The organism is Erythrobacter sp. CCH5-A1 (assembly GCF_001557115.1).
Taxonomy (GTDB): Bacteria; Pseudomonadota; Alphaproteobacteria; order Sphingomonadales; family Sphingomonadaceae; genus Erythrobacter.
Map to the genome: position 1 here is coordinate 1 of NZ_LSKQ01000266.1, position 17,934 is coordinate 17,934.

19 protein-coding genes and 1 tRNA gene are annotated in these 17,934 nt (G+C 66.0%); 5 read left to right on the top strand and 15 right to left on the bottom strand.

From position 1 onward, the window contains the following. Positions 1-308 precede the first annotated feature (308 nt). The 7 genes from AX708_RS16080 to AX708_RS16110 all read right to left on the bottom strand — a co-directional run bounded on the left by AX708_RS16080 (position 309) and on the right by AX708_RS16110 (position 6,283). Positions 309-1,817 (bottom strand): integrase arm-type DNA-binding domain-containing protein, encoded by a 1,509-nt coding sequence (locus tag AX708_RS16080; protein ID WP_232003457.1) that lies wholly within the window; start codon positions 1,815-1,817, stop codon positions 309-311. Positions 1,818-1,824: 7 nt separating this feature from the next. After that, positions 1,825-1,901 (bottom strand) — tRNA-Met (locus tag AX708_RS16085). Positions 1,902-2,012: 111 nt separating this feature from the next. Continuing rightward, entirely contained in the window at positions 2,013-2,543 is a 531-nt protein-coding gene (locus tag AX708_RS16090) for a 2'-5' RNA ligase family protein (RefSeq protein ID WP_066526963.1), read from the bottom strand. A 75-nt stretch (positions 2,544-2,618) separates the two neighbouring features. Next, positions 2,619-3,581 carry an endolytic transglycosylase MltG gene (gene mltG, locus AX708_RS16095; protein WP_066526965.1) on the bottom strand — a complete coding sequence of 321 codons (963 nt, stop codon included), beginning with the start codon at positions 3,579-3,581 and terminating at the stop codon, positions 2,619-2,621. Between the two features lie 7 nt (positions 3,582-3,588). Continuing rightward, complete coding sequence (fabF, locus tag AX708_RS16100; protein ID WP_066526968.1) at positions 3,589-4,848, bottom strand: beta-ketoacyl-ACP synthase II; 1,260 nt, start codon at positions 4,846-4,848, stop codon at positions 3,589-3,591. A gap of 132 nt (positions 4,849-4,980) precedes the next feature. Further along, positions 4,981-5,217 carry an acyl carrier protein gene (locus tag AX708_RS16105; RefSeq protein WP_017666217.1) on the bottom strand — a complete coding sequence of 79 codons (237 nt, stop codon included), beginning with the start codon at positions 5,215-5,217 and terminating at the stop codon, positions 4,981-4,983. 82 nt (positions 5,218-5,299) lie between these two features. Next, the gene (locus AX708_RS16110) at positions 5,300-6,283 is read right to left on the bottom strand and encodes a hypothetical protein (RefSeq protein WP_066526971.1); all 984 of its coding nucleotides are present in this window, start codon (positions 6,281-6,283) and stop codon (positions 5,300-5,302) included. Positions 6,284-6,408: 125 nt separating this feature from the next. Between AX708_RS16110 and AX708_RS16115 the strand changes: the two genes are divergently transcribed. After that, positions 6,409-7,428, top strand: coding sequence for a histone deacetylase family protein (locus AX708_RS16115; RefSeq protein ID WP_066526973.1), 1,020 nt, complete (start codon positions 6,409-6,411; stop codon positions 7,426-7,428). A 103-nt stretch (positions 7,429-7,531) separates the two neighbouring features. Here AX708_RS16115 and AX708_RS16120 read toward each other — a convergent pair whose 3' ends face one another. Beyond that, complete coding sequence (locus AX708_RS16120) at positions 7,532-8,053, bottom strand: hypothetical protein (RefSeq protein ID WP_066526976.1); 522 nt, start codon at positions 8,051-8,053, stop codon at positions 7,532-7,534. Positions 8,054-8,254: 201 nt separating this feature from the next. Then, positions 8,255-10,048, bottom strand: a complete 1,794-nt coding sequence (gene aspS, locus AX708_RS16125) for an aspartate--tRNA ligase (RefSeq protein WP_066526978.1) — start codon at positions 10,046-10,048, stop codon at positions 8,255-8,257. A gap of 174 nt (positions 10,049-10,222) precedes the next feature. Here aspS and rnd point away from each other — a divergent pair, with 174 nt between their 5' ends. Both rnd and AX708_RS16135 read left to right on the top strand, forming a co-directional pair. Continuing rightward, positions 10,223-11,425 (top strand): ribonuclease D, encoded by a 1,203-nt coding sequence (rnd, locus tag AX708_RS16130; protein ID WP_066526981.1) that lies wholly within the window; start codon positions 10,223-10,225, stop codon positions 11,423-11,425. An 11-nt stretch (positions 11,426-11,436) separates the two neighbouring features. After that, positions 11,437-12,333, top strand: a complete 897-nt coding sequence (locus tag AX708_RS16135; RefSeq protein WP_066526983.1) for a LysR substrate-binding domain-containing protein — start codon at positions 11,437-11,439, stop codon at positions 12,331-12,333. Between the two features lie 6 nt (positions 12,334-12,339). Here the strand turns inward: AX708_RS16135 and AX708_RS16140 are convergent, their stop codons facing one another. Beyond that, positions 12,340-12,633, bottom strand: a complete 294-nt coding sequence (locus tag AX708_RS16140; protein WP_156443306.1) for a hypothetical protein — start codon at positions 12,631-12,633, stop codon at positions 12,340-12,342. Positions 12,634-12,752: 119 nt separating this feature from the next. After that, positions 12,753-13,361, bottom strand: a complete 609-nt coding sequence (pgsA, locus tag AX708_RS16145) for a CDP-diacylglycerol--glycerol-3-phosphate 3-phosphatidyltransferase (protein ID WP_066526989.1) — start codon at positions 13,359-13,361, stop codon at positions 12,753-12,755. Between the two features lie 168 nt (positions 13,362-13,529). Between pgsA and AX708_RS16150 the strand changes: the two genes are divergently transcribed. Beyond that, entirely contained in the window at positions 13,530-14,846 is a 1,317-nt protein-coding gene (locus AX708_RS16150; protein ID WP_066526991.1) for an MFS transporter, read from the top strand. Here AX708_RS16150 and AX708_RS16155 read toward each other — a convergent pair. Continuing rightward, complete coding sequence (locus tag AX708_RS16155) at positions 14,843-15,058, bottom strand: DUF4287 domain-containing protein (RefSeq protein ID WP_066526994.1); 216 nt, start codon at positions 15,056-15,058, stop codon at positions 14,843-14,845. The two genes, AX708_RS16150 and AX708_RS16155, sit on opposite strands and share 4 nt — an antisense overlap. 40 nt (positions 15,059-15,098) lie before the next feature. After that, on the bottom strand, positions 15,099-15,290 hold the full coding sequence (locus AX708_RS16160; RefSeq protein ID WP_066526995.1) for a hypothetical protein: 192 nt from the start codon (positions 15,288-15,290) through the stop codon (positions 15,099-15,101). Positions 15,291-15,451: 161 nt separating this feature from the next. On the opposite strand from AX708_RS16160, the gene AX708_RS16165 reads away from it, so the two are divergent. Next, entirely contained in the window at positions 15,452-17,131 is a 1,680-nt protein-coding gene (locus AX708_RS16165; RefSeq protein WP_066526996.1) for a thiamine pyrophosphate-binding protein, read from the top strand. Positions 17,132-17,193: 62 nt separating this feature from the next. Here AX708_RS16165 and AX708_RS16170 read toward each other — a convergent pair whose 3' ends face one another. Next, complete coding sequence (locus AX708_RS16170; protein ID WP_066526997.1) at positions 17,194-17,364, bottom strand: general stress protein CsbD; 171 nt, start codon at positions 17,362-17,364, stop codon at positions 17,194-17,196. 119 nt (positions 17,365-17,483) lie between these two features. Further along, the gene (locus tag AX708_RS16175; RefSeq protein WP_066526999.1) at positions 17,484-17,891 is read right to left on the bottom strand and encodes an EVE domain-containing protein; all 408 of its coding nucleotides are present in this window, start codon (positions 17,889-17,891) and stop codon (positions 17,484-17,486) included. Positions 17,892-17,934 lie beyond the last annotated feature (43 nt).

Sequence of the window (17,934 nt, forward strand, 5' to 3'; positions counted from 1 at the left end):
GCTCGCGTCAAGCTAACCCGCTGGCACCACTCAACTTAATTTCGGATCAGGCTCTTAGGGTACAGGGCATTGGCAAGCTCGATGGTTGATGCCGCTCACCGTGATTGCCTGCTTGATTGAACGAATGTCCGCCATGAGGGCGCTCTTCCGACGTAGGTGAATTTGTGACGTAGGGCATGGTAGGATATGATACGATACTGCTTCTTATTGTTCAGTCCCACTATTCACGGATGCATCTAAGTAACTGACGTTTATAATAATTATGGTGGAAAGCCGCGCTCTTAATCAGCGGTTCCGAGCCGTGACGCTTATCGCGAAGCCGCCCAACGAGGGCGCTGCCAATACGGCTGTCTCCGGTCGCTCGGCGGCAAGCGCTGGATGGGCGCAGAACAGCCCGTGAGCTGTGAGAACTCGATAGGATCCTTCTCGACATCCGACACTGCGGTTGCCGCGTCGATCACGTCGGCCCAATCTTGCAGCATCCGCCTTCGCGGGGTGAGATAGAGCGCGCTGTTATAGGCGCCGCGCACTTCGTCCTCATCCTCGTGGGCGAGCGCCATCTCGATCCAGTCGGGCTTGTAGCGTTCGGCTTCGTTCGCCCAGGTCGAGCCGAGCCCCCGAAACCCATGCACCGTCTGCCGGCCAAGATAGCCCATGCGGTAGCAGGCATAGATCATGGTGTTCTCGGAAATAGGCTTTCCAGGCTTGGCTCCGGGAAAGAGGAACGCATCGTTCGTCGCCTGCAAGCGGCGCTGAACGATCATTGCGGCCTGGCGGGACAGCGGAACAAGATGCTCACGTTCCATCTTCATGCGCTCCGGCGACAGACGCCATAGCGGGTTCGGTCCATAGAGATCCTCGAACTCGTCCCTGGCCGCGAAGCGGGTTTCGCTGGTTCGGACCCATGTGAGCAAGGTGAACAGCAGCGCGTCACGGGTGATCTCGCGGCGGCGCGGCGTGTCCTCGCCGTCATAGGCGAAGATCGCCCGCACCAGCTTCGGAAACTCCGCGAGCGGCACGCGCGCCATGTGCCTGACGGGCGGCTTGGGCTTGAGCGCATCGTTGAGGCCGAGCGTCGGATCGATGGTCGCCCAGCCGCTCGCGATCGCGAAGCGATAGATCTGGCTGACGTTCTGCTTGAGGCGACGGGCGATATCGAGGGCGCCGCGCGCTTCGACCGCGCGGATCATCTCGAGAATCTCGGGCGGGTCGATTTCCGTGATCGGACGCTTCCCGATGACCGGAAAGACGTCGCGCTCCATCCGGTTGATGACGCGCAGGGCATGGGCCGAGTCCAGCCCTTCAATACGATTGGCGTGCCAGGCCCGCGCAATCTCTTCGAACAGCTTGAGCGCGGCCCTCTGCTTCTTCGCCCGCTTCCTGGCCTCGGCGGGGTCCTCACCCTGATCGAGCAGCCGCTTGGCTTCGGTCCGCTTCTCGCGGGCGATCGCCAGCGTGACGGTCGGATATTTGCCGAAGCTCAGCAGTTTTTCCTTGCCGTCGAAGCGGTATTTCAGGCGCCAGAGCTTCGATCCGTTCGGCTGGACGAGCAGGTGCAGGCCTTCTCCATCGGACAGCTTGTAGGGGCGCTGCCGCTTGGTGGCGTATTTGACCTCAAGTTCTTTCAAAGCCATCTGGGGGTATCGCCTGTTTTGGGGACAGCCGAAAAATACCCCCAAAATACCCCCAATCCAAATCGCCGTGGGTGGCCGCAGCGGGTCGCACCGGGACGCCGGCGTACGCAACGGGACGCGAAAAATATTTGATTTTCCTCGAAAAATGTCTGCCAGTGGCCTCAGTGGGCCACCGGTGGACAATCCGGGATGGTAGCGGAGGAGGGACTCGAACCCCCGACACGCGGATTATGATTCCGCTGCTCTAACCGGCTGAGCTACTCCGCCCCATGGGCATCCGGGCGGGTGTCCGGCCGGATTCGGCGCCGGGTGTCCCCAGCGCGAGGCGCGCCATTAGGGCGGCGTGGGCCCGGGGTCAAGCCCCTTGGGAGGGCCCGGCTACCACCGCTCGCGGCCGCGGAAGGCGCAGGTCTTGATCTCCTCCCAGGGTCCCCCGCAGTAGCGGTGCAGCGCCAGCGCGGGGAAGGCGAAGCGGCCCTTGGCGGACCACGGCGCCAGCATCGCCGGAAGCGTCGCCTGGAGCGCGCGCGCTGCGTCCTTGGTGACCTTGTTCTGGATCGTGATGTGCGGGCGCGGCTCGTGGAGATCCTGCACGGTGAGGCTGCCGCGGAAATGCTCCGAGATCCCCTGCCGCAGCGCGAGCAGCTGCGGCGCATCGAGCGCGATTGCGGTGCCCTTCCCCAAGTCCATCACCCCCTTCACCGCCCCCTCGGGGGCGGCGAATTCAGCGGCGAGCCGGGGCAGGTAGTCGCGCAATTCATCGAGCAGCGAGGGCGCGAAGGCGTGGAACAGGGTCACATGCGCGTGGAGGTGGTTCTTTTCGGCCGGGTAGTGCGCGCGGCGCAGACCTTCGGCAAAGGCCTGGAGATCGCGCGGAAGAACGGCGGTCAGGATGAACGGCTGGGGCATAATTGTCTGTTCGCGCGGCCGACCCGCAAATCCGGTTCCCACCTTTGCTGGCCGCGCTGCGCCCTCCAGCCTTACCTACATCTCGCCCCGTTCTCTTCGGATCGCATACCACTTGGCGACATTGGCGTTGTGCTCGGCGAGCGTGCTGGCGAACCAGTGTCCGCCGGTTCCGTCGGCGACCATGAACAGGGCGCTCGTCGCCTCGGGGTTCATCACCGCCGCGATGCTGTCGCGGCCCGGGTTGGTAATCGGACCCTCGGGCAGCCCCGTGCGGGTATAGGTGTTGTAGCCGTTGACCGCGGCGATCTCGGACTGGTTGATGCGCCGGCCGAGCGGCTTGCCCTTGGTGATCGGGTAGATGATCGTCGGGTCAGCCTGAAGCTTCATGCCGGTGCGCACGCGGTTCGAATAGAGGCCCGCGACCATCCGCCGCTCCTCGGGCTTGCCGGTCTCCTTCTCGACAATAGAGGCGAGGATCAGTGCCTCGCGCATGGTCGTGACCGGGATGCCGGGCGCGCGCTTGGCCCACTCCTCGGCGAGCGCCTTGTCCATCGCCGCCTGCATCTGCTCGACCAGCCTGGCGCGGGGCTGGCCGCGCTCGAAGCTGTAGGTGTCGGGCAGAATCGAGCCTTCGGGCGGCACCGGAATCTCGCCGGTCAGCAGCGGCTCGCCCATAAGCCGTTCCCACACCAGGATCGAGGGCATGCCCTCGGGGATGGTGACGAAGCGGCGGATAACGTCACCCGACTGGAAGGCTTCGAGGATGTCGCCCTGGCTCATCCCGGGCTTGAGCAGGAACTCGCCCGCCTGGATCGGCGCGGACGAGCCAAAGATCCGCGCATTGAGCATGAAGCCGGAGGCCGAGGAGACAAGTCCCTCCGCCTCAAGCTTGGCCGCGACGGTGCCGACCGACGCCCCGGCGGGGATCGTGAAGGGCGTGTCCTTGGCGATCGTCGCCGAGCCGAGAAACGTCCACGCCAGCACCAGCCCCGCCGCGGCAAGGCCCAGCACCAGCAGCACGAGACCCCGCATGCGCATCACGGTGTCAGTCCAGCTTCTGCATGATGATCGAGGCGTTGGTGCCGCCGAAGCCGAAGCTGTTGTTCAGCACTGCGCGGACCTGCCGCTTCTTCGCAACCAGCGGCACGAGGTCGATGCCCTCGGTGCCGTCATCGGGATCGTGGAGGTTCAGCGTCGGCGGGACGATCTGGTCGCGCATCGCGAGGATGCAGAAGATCGCCTCGACCGCGCCCGCGCCGCCCAGCAGGTGGCCGATCGCGCTCTTGGTCGAGGACATCGACGCGCCGCCGAGGTCATCGCCCAGCACGCGCTTGATCGCGGCGAGTTCGATGGTGTCGGCCATGGTCGAGGTGCCGTGGGCGTTGATGTAGTCGATGTCGCCCGGGCCGAGGCCGGCCTTCTTGAGCGCCATGCGCATGGCGAGTTCCGCGCCGCGGCCTTCAGGATGCGGGGCGGTAACGTGATAGGCATCGCCCGAGAGGCCATAGCCGGTGACTTCGGCATAGATCTTCGCGCCGCGGGCCTTGGCCCGCTCGTATTCCTCGAGCACCACCACGCCCGCGCCCTCGCCCATGACGAAGCCGTCACGGTTCCGGTCATAGGGGCGGCTCGCTTCCTTGGGGCGGTCGTTCATGCTCATGTTGAGCGCGCGCGCCTGCGCGAAACCGGCGATGCCGAGCGGGTTGACGGTGCTCTCCGCCCCGCCCGCCAGCATGATGTCGGCGTCGTCGGCCATGATCATCCGCGCCGCATCGCCGATCGAATGCGCGCCGGTCGAACAGGCGGTCACCACGGCGTGGTTCGGGCCCATGAAGCCGTACTTGATCTGCACCTGGCCGGTGATGAGGTTGATCAGCCGCCCGTGGACGAAGTGCGGGCTGACCCGGCCGGGGCCGCGCTCGTGGAGGTTGACGCTCTCGATCTCGATCCCAGGCAGGCCCCCGATGCCCGAACCGATCGAGCAGCCGGTGCGCTCCTTTTCGGCCTGGGTCATGTCGGTGAGCCCGGCGTCTTCCAGCGCCTGACCCGCGGCGTCGATGCCGTAGACGATGAAGGGATCGACCTGCCGCTGGATCTTGTGATCGACACGCTTGTCGGGATCGAAGCCCCAGGGGTGATCCTTGGGCTTCACCTCGCAGGCGATGGTGCACTTCTGGTTCGAGGTATCGAAGCGGGTGATTGGCCCCGCCCCGCTTTCCCCGGCAATGAGGTTCGCCCACGTCGTCTCGACATCGGCTCCAAGCGGGGTGACGAGGCCAAGCCCGGTTACAACCACACGGCGCATATCATTCTCCAAAACGCACAACAGGCTCAACCCGTACGGGCTGAGCCTGTCGAAGCCCCGCTTTGTCCAGCCGGCCCACGGGCCGACGGGCACCCTTCGACACGCTCAGGGCAAACGGGATAGGTCGGGCGATCAGCCCTTGTGTTCTTCGATGTACTTGGTCGCGTCGCCGACCGTGGTGATCTTCTCGGCCGCATCGTCGGGGATTTCGACGCCGAATTCCTCTTCGAAGGCCATCACCAGTTCCACGATGTCGAGGCTGTCCGCGCCGAGATCGTCGATGAAGCTCGCATCCTGAGTGACCTTGTCGGCTTCGACGCCGAGATGCTCGACGACAATCTTGGCCACCCGGTCGGCAGTATCGCTCATGGTATTCCCTCTTGAAACTGGGGTTAGATAAGTCGCCCCCGCCCTAAAGAAGGGCGGTGCGATACGCAAGTGGGCATGACGTTCAGGGGGCCTCGTCGCCGTAATGAATGGAAAGCTGACGCTCGGCGCGGCGGCGCGAGGCGATGCGGGCAAGGCCCTCCTGCGGCTCGAGCTTCCTCGGGCTGAGCGCGAGCACGGCTTCGTAGCGCGCGGCGGCCTCCTCGAGCGCGCCTTCGCTTTCGCTGCACAGGCCGATGTTGAACAGAACCGTGATATTCTGCGGGTTGCTCGCCTCCAGCGCCGCGAAGGCGCGGCAGGCTCCGGCCACATCGTTCTTGGTGAGCTTGAGCGCGGCCTTGAAGGCGGCCTGGTCGGGCTTCGACATCCCGCTGCGGCTTTCGAGCACGCGGATATCCTCGGAGCGCTGGCTCGGCGCGAGATCGAAGCGCACCGCATCGGCGAACTGACGGGCGAGTTGTTCCACCATCGAATCGACCGAGGGGCTGCCCTTCTCGTCCTTGCAGAAGCGCTGGCTGGCGATGAGCTGGTCGCCCTTGCCATAGAGCAGATCGCCCTCGCGCGCGACGAGCCGCACCTCGGGCCGCAAGGTCACCTCGCGCGCGCGGCAGGGGTAGGTGACGGTCTTCTTCTCGGTGCATTTGCCGCGCTCGTCGCGCACGGCGCATTCCTCGACATCCTTGGTGCCGTCGTCACGGTCGCGCCATTCGACCTCGGCGATCCCGCGCATCACCGCGTCGGCGCCGCCGCGATAGGCGGCAGGGTCCGCGTCGCGGTCATAGGTGTAGGTGGCGCCGCGCGGGGGCTCGGAAAAGGTGAGTTCGAACCACGGGCGCCCTTCGATCACCGCGCCGCGTAGCGCGGTGTCGATGGCAAAGGCAAGCCGCTCCCCGCCGCGCCCGGCAAAGCCTGCAAGCGCGATCGAACGGGCGCGCGAGGGGGCGTCGGTCCCCGCGGCGTAAATGCCCTCGACCGGCAGCGTTTCGGCCGCTGCGCCGGTGCACACCAACCCCGCCAGACCCGTTCCGATGATGGTCCAGAATCGCATCGCCGCCCCCTCGCCTGCCCTTGCTCCGCAACAGATTTCGCAGTCTTCGCGGCGGCAAACAACCGGCAATCGCACTCGATCTCGGTTCTTGCCAGCCCCCGCGCGCCCATGCCAAGCACGCGCCCATGCTGACATTCGCCTCCCCGCGCCAGAGTGCGCATGATCCGGCCCGCGAACTGATGAACGGGGGCTGGGCCGACCATGCCGAAGCGCCCGCGCGCCTCAGTTCGATGCTGGCCGCGATGCCGGGCGAGGTGCGCGCCCCCGCCGATCACGGCATGGAGCCGATCCTTGCCGTCCACGATCCCGAATACGTCGCCTTCCTCGAGACCGCCCACGCCGCGTGGCTCGCGGCGGGGCGCGAGGGCGATGCGATCGGCTATGCCTTTCCGGTGCGCGCCCGGCGGCCGCTGAAGCTCGAGCGGATCGACGCGAGGCTAGGCCAATACAGCTTCGATGCGGGCACGCCGATCACGGCGGGATCGTGGGACGCGGCCTATTGGGGGGCGCAGGCGGCGCTGAGCGCATGCGCGGCGGTCGCCGAGGGCACCGCGCGCCAGGCCTTCGCGCTATGCCGTCCGCCCGGGCATCATGCGGGGGCGGACTATTTCGGCGGCTATTGCTACCTCAACAACGCCGCCATCGCCGCCCGCGCTGTGCAGGCGCGCGGCATGGGGCCGGTGGCGGTGCTCGATGTCGACTATCACCACGGCAACGGCACGCAGGACATCTTCTACGAGGACGGGAGCGTGCTTTTTGCCTCAATCCACGCCGATCCGCGCACCGATTACCCCTATTTCTGGGGCCATGCCGACGAGCGCGGGGAGGGCGCAGGCGAAGGCGCGAACCTCAACCTGCCGCTCGCGCGCGGCACGCAATGGGGGGCGTATGAAGGCGCGCTCGGCCGCGCGCTGGAGGCGATTGCGGCTTTCGGCGCGACAACGCTGATCGTAAGCTACGGCGCGGACACCTTCGCAACCGACCCGATCTCGCACTTCCGCCTGACCACCGACGACATGCAGCGCATCGGCGCACGCATAGCCGCGCTCGGCCTGCCGACGATCACGGTGATGGAAGGCGGCTACGACGTCGCGGCGCTGGGCCGCAATGTCGCCGCCTTCCTTGCCGGGCTCGAGAGCGCCTGAAGTCTCGCACCGAGAAGCAGGACAAGCTTCGGCTCTGAGCGAGCAGAGGCAGGAACGCCGCCCGCGCGCAGGTGTTAGGTCAGACCGGTCTCGCCGTACTCGCTTAGGCCCCGGCGAATTTCTGGCGCAATCCGCGAAGCTTGCCGAATGCCGCAACGTAGCGGAGCATCATCCTGACCCGCTTGATCGAAGTCTTGCCGTAGCCCCGTTCGGTCAGTGAGGCACTGAGGGCATCGACAGCCTCCTTCGACGGCGTGCCGGTCTCGAATGAATTGCGAACAGGAGCGGGAAGAGCATACCAGATGTCGGTCCCCTCGTTAGCGGGCACGCCGTCGGACAGAAGCGCCTTCTCGTAAGCCGTCGCTTCGGCAAGCAACCTCGCACGATCGAACGCAATCTTGCGGGCCTCGTCAGACCAGCTATGCTTATCGCCGCACGAAGCGACGAGGTCGGCCAGCGCCAAAAGGTCATCGGTCGGTTCGATGTAAGCGGAGGTTATCCCTGCCACCGCAGCATCGCCAATTGCCGATTTCGTCGCCTCCGGAAGCGCGTCGACACAAGACATCGTGCTGGCGTCAGCGGCCAAAGCCGGGGTCTGAAGGGCGGCGATGCCCAGAATAGCCATTGCCCAACGTGACATCCTAAGCATGTAACCCCCTTTTTTGGCCCTGCTAATCTTTCAAAGAATACGCGTAACGTCGGCACCGAATTCTAGTGCCGGGAAGATGCCCCGACAAGACGGCCTGCGCTTCCTTAGTCCTGTCAACGGGATGGGCCCAAAGCGGACATTCCACTGACGCATTGAGTTTGATGCGGCTTTTCTCGCTCAGCCCGCGCTCGGCTTGGCCTGCGGTTCGACCACGCGCAGGTGCAGTTCGCGCAGCGCGCGGGGTTCCGCCGGAGATGGCGCGCCCATCAGCAGATCCTCGGCGCGCTGGTTCATCGGGAAGAGCGAGATCTCGCGCAGGTTCTTCGCGCCGCACAGCAGCATGATGATGCGGTCGACCCCCGCGGCCATCCCCCCATGCGGCGGCGCGCCATACTGGAAGGCGCGGTACATGCCGCCGAAGCGCTCCTCGACGTCCGCCTTGGATAGGCCGACGATCTCGAAGGCCTTCACCATCGTCTCGGGCTTGTGGTTGCGGATCGAGCCCGAGGCGATTTCATAGCCATTGCAGACGAGGTCGTACTGGAATGCCTTGATGGTGAGCGGGTCCTGCCCCTCGAGCGCCTCGATCCCGCCCTGCGGCATCGAGAAGGGATTGTGGGAGAAGTCGACCTTCTTCTCGTCCTCGTTCCATTCGTAGAAGGGGAAGTCGACGATCCAGCACAGTTCGAAGCGGGTCTCGTCGACGAGGCCCAGCTCCTCGCCTACCCGGATGCGCGCAGCGCCCGCGAGCTTGGCGGCATCGGCTTCCTTGCCCGCGGCGAAGAACAGGCCGTCGTTCTCGCCAAGGCCGAGTTCGGCGTAGAGTTCGGCCATCCGCTCCGGCCCATGGTTCTTGGCGATGGGCCCGCCGAATTCCCCGCCCTTGCGGGTGACATAGCCGAGGCCCGCATAGCCTTCCTTGCGCGCCCAGTCGTTCATGTCGTCGAAGAACTTGCGGCTCTTCTCGTGGGTCGCAGGCGCGGGGATGGCGCGCACGACACCGCCGCCGCCGACGATTCTTTCGAAGAGGCCGAAGCCGCTCGAAGTGAAGTGCGCGGACAAGTCGCTGATGATCAGCGGGTTGCGCAGATCGGGCTTGTCGCTGCCATACTTCAGCATCGCCTCGTCATAGGGGATGCGCGGGAACTGGCCCGCCGGGGTCACCGCCTTGTCGCCCGCAAAGGCCGCGAAGGTGCCCTGGATCACCGGCTCCATCGTTTCCCACACCTCTTCCTGAGTGACAAAACTCATTTCGAGGTCGAGCTGGTAGAATTCGCCCGGCAGACGGTCGGCGCGCGGGTCCTCGTCGCGGAAGCAGGGGGCGATCTGGAAATAGCGGTCGAAGCCCGCGACCATCAGCAGCTGCTTGTACTGCTGCGGCGCCTGCGGGAGCGCGTAGAACTTGCCCGCATGGATGCGGCTCGGCACGAGGAAGTCGCGCGCGCCCTCGGGGCTCGAAGCCGTCAGAATGGGCGTCGAGAACTCGTTGAAACCGGCCGCGTTCATCCGTGCCCGCATGTCGGCGATCACCGCCACGCGGGTCATGATGTTCCGGTGCAGCGTCTCGCGGCGCAGGTCGAGGAAGCGGTACTTCAACCGGATGTCCTCAGGGTAAGGCTGCTCGTCGGCGACCGGCATCGGCAGCTCTTCGGCCGCGCTCTGCACCGTCACGCCGCGCGCGAACACCTCGATCGCACCTGTCGCGAGGTTGGCGTTGACCGTCTCGGCCATGCGCGCCTTGACGGTGCCCTCGATGGTGACGACGCTCTCGACCCTGAGGCCCTCGAGCACCGGAAGCGCCGGGCTGTCGGTGTCGGCGACGATCTGGGTGATGCCGTAATGATCGCGCAGGTCGATGAACAGCACGCCCCCGTGGTCGCGCTTGCGGTGGATCCAGCCCGACAGGCGGACGGTCTCGCCGACATGCTCGGAAGAAAGCTGTGCGCAAGTATGCGTGCGGTAGGGGTGCATCTAAACTCTTGTCCTGTTGGCGGCTATGACGCTAGGGCGCGCCGACGCGTTCGGAGCCAAGGCTCCGCAGTCGGCGCGCTAACAGGGCAAGCCTGCCGCTTTGTCAAGCGGTCGAGGCCACACTGGGAACGATCCCGAGGGCGGCACTCCGCCTGCTAGACACGAAAAGATGACATGAAAATCCATCCTCTCATCACCACCACCGAGGCTCTCTCAGACCTCTGCGAACGTCTCGCCAAATCCGATTTCGTCGCGGTCGACACCGAGTTCATGCGCGAGAACACCTATTGGCCCGAGCTCTGCCTGGTGCAGATCGCCAATACGGAAGAAGCCGCCGCGATCGATCCGATGGCGCCGGGGATCGACCTTGCCCCGCTGCTCGACCTCATGTGCGAGAACGAGGACGTTCTGAAGGTCTTCCACGCCGGCGGGCAGGATGTCGAGATCATCGTCAACCTCACCGGCAAGACCCCGCACCCGATCTTCGACACCCAGATCGCGATGATGGCGATCAGCCAGTCCGAACAGATCGGCTACGCCAATCTGGTCGAGACCTGGGTCGGTGTCACCATCGACAAGGGCGCGCGCTTCACCGATTGGAGCCGCCGCCCGCTGACCGACCGGCAGATCGAATACGCCATCGGCGACGTCACCTACCTCGCAGGAATCTTCCCCAAGATCCTGAAAAAGCTGATCAAGACCGGGCGCGGCCTGTGGCTTGATGCCGAGATGGAGAAGCTCGCCGATCCGGCGAACTATCTCACCGATCCCGGTGTCGCGTGGAAGCGCATCCGCCAGCCGGGGCGCAACCCGCAGGTGCTGGGCCGCATGAAGGCGCTCGCCGCCTGGCGCGAGAGCGAGGCGCAGCACAAGAACATCCCGCGCGGGCGCATCATGCGCGACGAGACCCTCGCCGACATCGCCAGCCACCCGCCCAAGGTGCAGGGTGATCTGGCCAAGGTGCGCGGGCTCAGCCCTGCATGGAAGGACAACGACATCGGCAAGCGCCTGATGAAGGTGCTGGCCGAGGCCGAGCCCCTGCCCAAGAGCGAGATGCCCGAGAAGATCAAGCAGGGCGCCCCGCTCGGCAAGGAAGGCGCGCTGGTCGCCGACCTCCTCAAGCTGCTGCTGAAAATCCGCGCCCGCGAGATCGACGTCGCCCCGCGCCTCCTCACCCGCGCCGACGAGATGGAGGCGCTCGCGGCGGGCGTCCGCAAGCTCCCGGTGCTCGAAGGTTGGCGCTACGAGGTGTTCGGCAAGGACGCGCTCGATCTGGTCGAGGGCAAGCTCGCCTTTGCGGTCGAGAAGGGCAGGCTCAAGATGACCCACATCGACGACGTCTCCGCCCCCGCGCCCGACACGCTGGCGGCAGAATAGCGCGCGGGCCCGTGTCCACCTACCTCCCCACCATCAAGCAGCTGCAATACCTTGTGGCGCTCCACGAGCACGGGCATTTCGGCAAGGCGGCCGATGCCAGCTTCGTGTCGCAATCGACGCTGTCGGCGGGGATCAGGGAACTGGAATCGCTGCTCGGGGTGACGCTGGTCGAGCGCTCGCGGCGGGTGGTGCGGTTTACCGCCTTGGGCGAGCAGGTGGTGGCCAAGGCCAACCGGCTGCTGCGCGAGGCCGAGGAGCTCGCCGATCTCGTCCAGGCCTCGGGCAAGCCGCTCTCGGGCGAACTGCGGATGAGCGTCATCCCCACCATCGCCCCCTTCCTGCTGCCCCGGATGCTGCCGCGCCTGAAGCGCGAGCGGCCCGACCTGAAGCTGATGCTGCGCGAGGAGACGAGTCATGATGCGCTCGAATCCCTGAGCCATGGCCGGGTCGATTGCGTGCTGCTCGCCCTGCCCTTCGATACCGGCGAGGCGGCGATTGCGCATATTGCCGACGACCGCCTGTTCGTCGCCTTTCCCAAGGACGACCCGCGCGATCCTCCGCCAAGCATCAAGCCCGACATGATCGACCAGGGCCGGCTGCTGCTGCTGGAAGACGGCCACTGCCTGCGCGATCATGCCCTCGCCGCCTGCTCGCGCTCCGAACTGCGCGCCAGCGCGGCGATGATCGGCACGAGCCTGCACACCCTGGTGCAGCTGGTCGACAACGACCTCGGCCTCACCATGCTTCCCGAGATGGCGCTCAAGGCGGGCATTCTCGCGGGCACCGAGGTGGTCGCGCGCCCCGTCGACAGCCCCACCGCCAAGCGCGAGATCGTGCTGGCATGGCGGAAGAATTCCCCGCGCGAGGCCGATTTCCAGCTGCTGGCGGACGAGCTGCGGGCGGGCTGAAGCCGCTCAGCACTCCACCAGCGCGAAGCTCATCGCCAGCGTTGCGGCCATGGCAAAGCGCATCCGGCGTGTGGGGGGTGCCAGCCCGGGACGGGTCGCAGGGGTGGCGGCGGCGCGGACATCGAGGGCCGCGAGCATCGCCAGCTCGCCCAACTCGCGCCGCTCCATGTCACCAACCATGCCGTGGACGTCCTCGGCCAGCAGCTCGGCATCGCCGATCAGGGCCGAGGCACGGGTGAACTCGCCGCGCGAGAGCGCCTCACGCGCCTCGCCCTGCAGGCGCCGCGCGTGGTTTGCCAATTGTCCGACAAAAGCGCCGTCGCGGCGTGTCGAATCCGATCCCATGACCAAAGGTGTAACCCGATGATGCCCCCCGCTTCCAGTGCGAAAGGTGCAAGCGTCCGGTGCGGCTTTGCGCCTCAATCCATGTGCTTGAGGCCGACGCGCAGATAGTCCCAGCCGGTGATGCAGGTCAGCACCGCCGCGGTCCACAGCGAGACCAGCCCCACAAGGTGCACCCAGCTCTGCGCGATCGAACCGCAGCCTTCGCCCACCGACTGGCACGGCGGCCCGTGCACCGCCCCGCCGAGGATCAGCGCGCCCAGGGCCACCAGCTGGAAGGTCGTCTTCCACTTGGCGAGCCGCGAGACCGGAACCGAGACCTGAATGCCTCCGAGAAACTCGCGCAGGCCTGACACCGCGATCTCGCGCACGAGAATGACCAATCCGGCGATCACATGGATATCGCCCGCATAGGGCCCGCGCAGATAGCCCTGCGCGGTCAGCACCAGAATCACCGCCGCGACCATGATCTTGTCGGCGATCGGATCGAGAAAGATGCCGAGCTTGGACACCGTGCCCTGCGCGCGGGCGAGGTAGCCGTCGAAAAAATCCGTGATCGCGATGATGCAATAGAGCACGAAACCAATCAGATAGCCTGCACGCCATTCGGGCCACCACAGGAAGAACGCCAGCAGCGGCACCGCGAAGATGCGGCTGGCGGTAAGGATGTTCGGCAGGCTCGACATAGGTTCCCCCGCCCCCTCTAGCGGCTTGCAGCCCCGGGCAAAACCCCCGCACGCAGAAAGCCGCGAAGGACAGCGCGGGCCCCGCGCCCGCATCATGCGCACTTGTGAAACCTCGGGTCCGCGCTATGTCGCTGGTAACTGACAGGGAAGCCCCAGCGTAATCACGGCATGACCACATCGCTCCAACTCATGGGCAAACGCCGCTTTGCGCCGCTGTTTGTCACCCAGCTGCTCAACGCGCTCAACGACAATCTCTACAAGAACGCGATGGTGCTGTTCATCGTGTACCAGCTCTATGATTCGCCCGAAATGGAGACGCTGGTTTCGGGCGTTGCGACCGCGCTGTTCGTGATCCCCTTCGTGCTGTTTTCGGCGACCTCGGGCCAGCTTGCCGACATGCGCGACAAGACCAGCATCATCCGCTGGATCAAGTTTGCCGAGATCATCATCATGGCCGGCGGCGCGGCCGGACTGCTGCTGGCTGCGCGCGGCATGATGGTGGAAAGCGTGGCGATCCCGCTGATGTTCGCCGCGCTCTTCGCGATGGGCGTCCATTCGACCTTCTTCGGGCCGATCAAATACGCGATCCTGCCCCAGCATCTCGAAGACCACGAGGTGCTCGCCGGCACGGGCCTGGTCGAGGCGGGGACTTACGTGGCGATCCTGACCGGCATGATCCTCGCCGCGGTGCTTTCGGTGGGCCAGAGCACGGTTGCGGTGATCGTGATCGCGCTGATCGGCTATGCCGTCTGCCGCTTCGTTCCCGCCGCCCCCCCGCAGAGCGCGGACGTTACGGTCGAATGGAACCCGCTGCGCGCATCGAAATCGCTGGTCGCCTTCTCCTTTGCCAATCTCGAGCTGCGCTATGCGGTGCTGGCGATCAGCTTCTTCTGGGCGATTGCGGCGATCCTCGGCGTCCAGTTCTTCCCGCTCGCCAAGAACGTGCTGCTGGCCGACAAGCAGGTGGCGATGGTGATGCTGGTTGCCTTCTCGGCTGGCATCGCGATCGGATCTGTGGCGATCAACGCGCTGCTCAAGGGTGAGATTTCAGCACGTCATTCGCCCGTCTCGGTGCTGGTTATGGGCGCGCTGCTGATCGGCTTCTACCTGCTCTGCCGCGGCTGGGACCTGAAACCCGCGGGCGAGCTGTTCACGGTCACCGAATTCCTCGCCCAGCCACTCGCGCTAGTTCTGATCGCCAACCTGCTGCTGATCGCGGTCGCAGGCGGCATGTTCGTGGTGCCGCTCTATGCCTTCCTGACCACGCGGGTGGAAAAGTCAGAAGCCTCGCGCTCGGTGGCGGCGAACAACTTCATCTCTTCGGTCTTCATGGCGGTGGGAGCGGGTGTTGCCGGGGTGCTCGGCTTTCTCGGCATCCCGCTCGCCGAGCAATTGCTGCTGAGCCTCGCGCTGTGCCTCCTGTCGGCACACCTCGCGCGCAAGCTCTACCGGGTGGAAACGCAGCGCATCGCCGCAGCCGCCTAGCCCGTCGCGTCCTCGGCGAGAGTATGGGCAACGATGGCGTTGGCATGGCCATGTCCGAGGCCCTGCTGCTTGAGCACCTGTACCAGCTCCATGTGCTTTGTTGGCATCGCTGCGCGCACGATCGCCTTCCAGTGCGCGATCGGTTGACCATAGGTCTTCTCGATCGAGGGGAAGTAGGACGCAGGGCCTTTGGTCTTCGGCACGTCACTCATGGCGCACAATCTCCGGCGGGCGAAGGCCCGGTGCGGTGATCTAGACGATGAAGGCGAACACCGCGAGCGTCAACGCGACATAAGTGCTCGCCACGCCGCGCACGTCTTCCATCGTCAGGCGCCACAGGCTCTCGGCCGGAATCGGGATCAGATCGCGCTTCACGTGCGGCGGCAGGCTCATGCGGAACCAGTGGCGGGCGGTCTCATCGGTCAGGACCAGGCTGCGGCGCATTTTCGCGAGTCTCCGGGGAATCAGGAGCAACCAGCTTTAAGACTTTCTTAACCATTGAAAACGGTTTGCGGCGGGCGTGTCGCAGCTTGGGACAAGGCGAGTTTGCACCGCCACGCGTCCGGGGATAGAGGCTCGTGACTGGACGACGGGAGAGTTTCGAGATGGCCGTTACAACGCGAAGTGCAGCTGCCCTGCTGGTCGATTGCCTTGCCGCGCAGGGCGCAAGCCGCATCTTCACAGTGCCGGGCGAAAGCTTCCTCGCCGTGCTCGATGCCCTGCCCGACCGGCCGGAGATCGAGGTCGTCACCTGCCGTCAGGAAGGCGGGGTTGCTTTTATGGCCTGTGCCGACGGGGCGATGACGGGGCGGCCGGGAATCGCTTTCGTGACGCGCGGCCCGGGCGCCACCAACGCCAGCATCGGCGTGCATGTGGCGCATCAGGATTCGCAACCGATGATCCTGTTCGTCGGCGATGTCGCGCGCGGGGCCCAGGGACGCGAGGGGTTCCAGGAGGTTGATTTCACCGCCTTCTTCTCGCCGATCTGCAAGTGGGCGGCGCGGATCGACGATCCGGCGCGCATCCCCGAATATATCGCCCGCGCCTATGCGACCGCGATCAGCGGGCGGCCGGGGCCGGTGGTGCTGGCTCTGCCCGAGGACATGCTGGTCGAAGCAGTCCCCGCCAGCCTTGCCCCGCGCCCGGAGGCGCTGCGCCCCGCGCAGGCCGTCTGCCCCGATGCGATGCGCGCGCTGTTCGACATGATCGCCGACGCCGCGAGCCCCATCGCGATCATCGGCGGCGCGGGGTGGAATGCCAAGGCCCGCGAATACTTCCAGCAGTTCGCCGAAAGCATCGGGCTCCCGGTCGCGACCGCCTTCCGCCGGCAGGACGCGATTGCGCCGGATTCGCCGGTCTATGCGGGCAATCTCGGCTATGGCCCCAACCCGCAGCTGGTCGAGCGTGTCCGGCAGGCCGATCTCGTCATCGCGGTCGGCGCGCGGCTGGGCGAGGCGACCACCGACGGATACACCGTCCCCACCCTCGAACACCCCGGCCAGACGCTGGTCCACATCCACCCTGACCCGGAAGAGCTGGGCCGCGTCTACCGCACCGATCTGGCGCTGTGCTGCGCGGTCGACGAATTCGCCGAATGCGCGATGCTGTGGGATCACTCCGACATCATCCCCTTCGATGCCGGGGCGCAGGCACATGCCCAATGGCTCGCCTGGGCGACCCCCCAGCCTTCGGACGCCGCGATGGACCTTGCAGCCTGCGTCGGCGCCATGCGCGAAATGCTCCCCGCCGACACGATCATCTGCAACGGCGCGGGCAATTTTGCCGGGTGGTGGCACCGCTACTGGCGTTACGCCGCCTATCCCGGCCAGCTCGCCCCCACCTGCGGCGCGATGGGCTACGGCGTGCCCGCCGCGGTCGCCGCCGCGCTGCGCTTTCCCGAGCGCACGATCGTCGCCGTGGCGGGGGATGGTGATTTCCTCATGAACGGGCAGGAGCTCGCCACCGCGGCGCAATATGGCGCCAGCCTCATCGTGGTGGTGATCGACAACGGCGCCTACGGCACGATCCGCATGCATCAGGAGCGTGAATACCCCGGCCGCGTCTCGGCGACGGCGCTCGCCAATCCCGATTTCGCGATGCTCGGGGCGGCTTACGGCGCGTGGAGCGCGCGGGCGACGACCACCGCGGAGTTCGTCGCCGCGCTAGAGGAAGCCAAAGGGCGCAGCGGCATCCGCCTGATCCATGCGCTCACCGATCTGGAACGCATCGCTGCCAGCGGCGCGACCATCACGGGCCTGCGCGCGCGGGCGGGCCGCACCGCCTGACACGCGAAAAGACCGCCCCCCCACGCGGGGAGAGCGGCCTTTCGGTTTGCATCGGCGTCAGGTCAGATGCGGTCGCCGAGCGCGCCCTTGACCGAACCCTTGGCCTTGTCGAGCTTGCCGTCGACCTCCTGCGCCCGGCCATCGGCGCGGGTTGCAGGGTCGGACGACTGCTGCTTGACCTTGCCGGCCACTTCCTTCGCGGCGCCCTTGGCCTTGTCGGTGAATTCACCCATGATAACCTCCTGTGTTAAACCAATGGTTTTATTAGCTTTTCACAAGACTTACGGGGCTGCGTCGGCTTCGTTCCCAATACCGGGGCGAGCAGTGTCGATGCTGCGACGGGCGCCGGTTTTCAGGCTCCCGCCATGACGCGGATCACCGCCCACTCCTCCGGCGTCACGGCGCAGACCGACAGACGCGACAGCCGAATCAGCTGCATGTCGGCAAGCCGCGGCTCGGCCTTGATCGCGGCGAGCGTCACGGTGCGCGGGAACTTCTCCTTGGCCTTCAGCTTGACCGCCGCCCACTTGCCGGTCTCGTCTGTGGGATCGCCGATCCCGGTGACAGTGATCTCGGCAATGCCGACGATCTCCAGCCCCTCGCGGCTGTGGTAGAAGAACGCCTCGTCCCCTGGCTGCATCGCCATCAGGTTGTTGCGCGCGAGGTAGTTGCGCACCCCGTCCCACGTCCCCTCGCCCTCGGCGACAAGGTCGTCCCAGCTGTACTTGAAGGGTTCGGATTTCATCAGCCAGTAGGCCATTTCCAGCGTGTGCTCCCATGCGAGTGACGCGCCCCGATAGCCC

What these genes read in the sequence shown, in the direction of transcription:
- AX708_RS16090 (WP_066526963.1), bottom strand. Translation starts at nt 2,543, where the DNA reads ATGCCCCAGCCGTTCATCCTGACCGCCGTTCTTCCGCGCGATCTCCAG.
- mltG (WP_066526965.1), bottom strand. Translation starts at nt 3,581, where the DNA reads ATGCGCATGCGGGGTCTCGTGCTGCTGGTGCTGGGCCTTGCCGCGGCG.
- fabF (WP_066526968.1), bottom strand. Translation starts at nt 4,848, where the DNA reads ATGCGCCGTGTGGTTGTAACCGGGCTTGGCCTCGTCACCCCGCTTGGA.
- AX708_RS16105 (WP_017666217.1), bottom strand. Translation starts at nt 5,217, where the DNA reads ATGAGCGATACTGCCGACCGGGTGGCCAAGATTGTCGTCGAGCATCTC.
- AX708_RS16110 (WP_066526971.1), bottom strand. Translation starts at nt 6,283, where the DNA reads ATGCGATTCTGGACCATCATCGGAACGGGTCTGGCGGGGTTGGTGTGC.
- AX708_RS16115 (WP_066526973.1), top strand. Translation starts at nt 6,409, where the DNA reads ATGCTGACATTCGCCTCCCCGCGCCAGAGTGCGCATGATCCGGCCCGC.
- AX708_RS16120 (WP_066526976.1), bottom strand. Translation starts at nt 8,053, where the DNA reads ATGGCTATTCTGGGCATCGCCGCCCTTCAGACCCCGGCTTTGGCCGCT.
- aspS (WP_066526978.1), bottom strand. Translation starts at nt 10,048, where the DNA reads ATGCACCCCTACCGCACGCATACTTGCGCACAGCTTTCTTCCGAGCAT.
- rnd (WP_066526981.1), top strand. Translation starts at nt 10,223, where the DNA reads ATGAAAATCCATCCTCTCATCACCACCACCGAGGCTCTCTCAGACCTC.
- pgsA (WP_066526989.1), bottom strand. Translation starts at nt 13,361, where the DNA reads ATGTCGAGCCTGCCGAACATCCTTACCGCCAGCCGCATCTTCGCGGTG.
- AX708_RS16150 (WP_066526991.1), top strand. Translation starts at nt 13,530, where the DNA reads ATGACCACATCGCTCCAACTCATGGGCAAACGCCGCTTTGCGCCGCTG.
- AX708_RS16155 (WP_066526994.1), bottom strand. Translation starts at nt 15,058, where the DNA reads ATGAGTGACGTGCCGAAGACCAAAGGCCCTGCGTCCTACTTCCCCTCG.
- AX708_RS16160 (WP_066526995.1), bottom strand. Translation starts at nt 15,290, where the DNA reads ATGCGCCGCAGCCTGGTCCTGACCGATGAGACCGCCCGCCACTGGTTC.
- AX708_RS16165 (WP_066526996.1), top strand. Translation starts at nt 15,452, where the DNA reads ATGGCCGTTACAACGCGAAGTGCAGCTGCCCTGCTGGTCGATTGCCTT.
- AX708_RS16170 (WP_066526997.1), bottom strand. Translation starts at nt 17,364, where the DNA reads ATGGGTGAATTCACCGACAAGGCCAAGGGCGCCGCGAAGGAAGTGGCC.
- AX708_RS16175 (WP_066526999.1), bottom strand. Translation starts at nt 17,891, where the DNA reads ATGGCCTACTGGCTGATGAAATCCGAACCCTTCAAGTACAGCTGGGAC.